Source organism: Kineococcus siccus (assembly GCF_009906795.1).
Classification (GTDB): domain Bacteria; phylum Actinomycetota; class Actinomycetes; order Actinomycetales; family Kineococcaceae; genus Kineococcus; species Kineococcus siccus.
Window position 1 is genome coordinate 1 of record NZ_JAAALN010000353.1, and the last position, 2,419, is coordinate 2,419.

General features: G+C 77.1%; 2 protein-coding genes. Both read left to right on the forward strand.

Annotated features, from left to right (window positions below):
* Positions 1 to 942 (forward strand): 1-deoxy-D-xylulose-5-phosphate reductoisomerase (dxr, locus tag GTR02_RS21310; RefSeq protein WP_166609473.1); only part of this gene is annotated, 942 nt, incomplete at its 5' end.
* Positions 939 to 2,270 carry a site-2 protease family protein gene (locus GTR02_RS21315; protein WP_166609474.1) on the forward strand — a complete coding sequence of 444 codons (1,332 nt, stop codon included), beginning with the start codon at positions 939 to 941 and terminating at the stop codon, positions 2,268 to 2,270. The genes dxr and GTR02_RS21315, both read left to right, overlap by 4 nt.
* The last annotated feature ends 149 nt before the right edge of the window (positions 2,271 to 2,419 follow it).

The window sequence follows — 2,419 nt, forward strand, 5'->3', positions numbered from 1 at the left end:
CCCGAGGTCCTCGCGGGCCCCGGCGCCGCGGCCGAGCTCGCCGGCCGGCCCTGCGACGTCGTCCTCAACGGCATGACGGGGTCCGTGGGGCTGCGGCCCACGCTCGCCGCCCTCGCGGCGGGCCGCACGCTCGCGCTCGCGAACAAGGAGTCGCTCGTGGCGGGCGGGCCGCTCGTGACGCGCGCCGCGGCGCCCGGCCAGCTCGTGCCCGTCGACTCCGAGCACTCGGCGCTCGCGCAGTGCCTGCGCGGCGGGTCGGCGGCCGAGGTCGCGCGGCTGGTCCTGACGGCCAGCGGCGGTCCCTTCCGCGGGTGGGGCCGCGAGCGGCTCGCCGGCGTCACCCCCGCGCAGGCCCTCGCGCACCCGACGTGGACGATGGGCCCCGTCGTGACGACCAACTCCGCCACCCTGGTGAACAAGGGCCTGGAGGTGATCGAGGCGCACCTGCTCTTCGGCATCGGCTACGACCGCATCGCGGTGGTCGTCCACCCGCAGTCCGTCGTGCACTCCATGGTCGAGTTCACCGACGGCTCGACCCTGGCGCAGTGCTCGCCGCCCGACATGCGGCTGCCCATCGCCCTGGGGCTGGGCTGGCCCGACCGCGTGCCCGGCGCCACCGCACCCGTCGACTGGACCCGTGCGGCCGCGTGGGAGTTCGAGCCGCTGGACGCCGCGGCGTTCCCGGCCGTCGACCTGGCCCGCGAGGCCGGCCGCCGCGGCTCCACCGTGCCGGCCGCGCTGAACGCCGCCAACGAGGAGTGCGTGGCCGCCTTCCACGCGGGCCGGCTGCCCTTCCCCGGCATCGTCGACACGCTCGCGCGGATCGTCGGCGAGCACGCTCCCGACGCCGACCCGCGCGACGTCGAGGACGTCCTCGCCGCCGAGGACTGGGCCCGGGCCCGGGCCCGCGAGCTCGTCGGCGCCGCGGCGGTGCGCGCGTGAGCGTCCTGCTGCTGGTCGTCGGCGTCCTCGTCGCGGCGCTCGGCGTCGCCGTGTCCATCGCGCTGCACGAGGTCGGGCACCTGCTGCCCGCCAAGCGCTTCGGCGTGAAGGTCACCCAGTACATGGTGGGCTTCGGGCCGACGCTCGTCTCGCGGCGGCGGGGGGAGACCGAGTACGGGCTCAAGGCGATCCCCCTGGGCGGCTACGTCCGCATGGTGGGCATGTTCCCGCCGCAGGCCGGGGACGCGCCGGGCACCCTGCGCGCCACGTCGACGGGCCGCTGGGCGCTGATGGCCGACGAGGCGCGCCGCGCGAGCGCCGAGGAGGTCGGCCCCGCCGACGCGGAGCGGGTGTTCTACCGCCGCCCGGTGCTGCAGCGCATCGTCATCATGGCCGGCGGCCCGCTGGTCAACCTCGTGCTCGCGCTCGTCCTGACGGCGATCGCGGTCAGCGGCATCGGCCAGCCCGGCCTCGTGCCGACGCTCTCGGGCGTGCAGGCCTGCGTCGTGCCCGCGGGGACCGCGGCCACGACGTGCCGGCCCGGCGACCCGACCGCCCCCGCGGCCGCCGCCGGGCTGCGGCCGGGGGACCGCGTCGTGTCCTTCGCCGGCCGCCCGGTCGGCACCTGGCAGGAGCTCTCCGACGGCATCCGCAGCCGCGGCGGGCAGCCCGTGCCGGTGGTCGTCGAGCGCGCCGGGCAGCGGGTCGCGCTGACCGTCACGCCGCTGCTGACCGACCGGGCTGTGCTGGACCCCGCCACGGGCGAGCCGACCGGCGCGACCGAGCGCGTCGGGTTCCTCGGGGTGTCCCCGAGCATCGCCGTGGTGCGCTCGCCCGTCACCGCGGTGCCCGGCGTCGTCGGGCAGCAGGTCGAAGGGGTCGCCGGGATCGTCGTGCGCCTGCCGCAGCGCCTGTACGACGTCGCGCAGGCCGCGTTCGGGACGGAGGCCCGCGACCCGAACGGCCCCATCGGCGTCGTCGGCATCGGGCGGCTCGCGGGGGAGCTGAACCAGCGGCCGGCGATCATCCCCGGCGACGAGTTCGCCGAGCGCGCCTACCGGCTGATCGCGCTCGTGGCCGGCCTCAACGTCGCGCTGTTCGTCTTCAACCTGATCCCGCTGCTGCCGTTCGACGGCGGCCACATCGCCGGCGCGCTGTGGGAGGTCCTGAAGAAGGCGATCTGGAGGCTGCGCCGCCGCCCCGACCCCGGGCCCGTGGACGTCGCGAAGGCCATGCCGCTGGCCTACGGCGTCTCGATCCTCCTCGTGGGCATGTCGGTGCTGCTGCTCTACGCCGACATCGTCCGCCCGGTCCAGCTGCCCGGCTGAGCGGCGTCCGCACGGTCGTGCGCCGACCGGTCGGGCCGCCGCGGTGCAGTGGCCCGGTGGGGGGACGCCGGCGCTCGCGCCCACCGGTCGGGCCGCCCGCAGGGCTGGGGTGATACTGGGGACGTGACTGTCGCCCTCGGTCTTCCCGC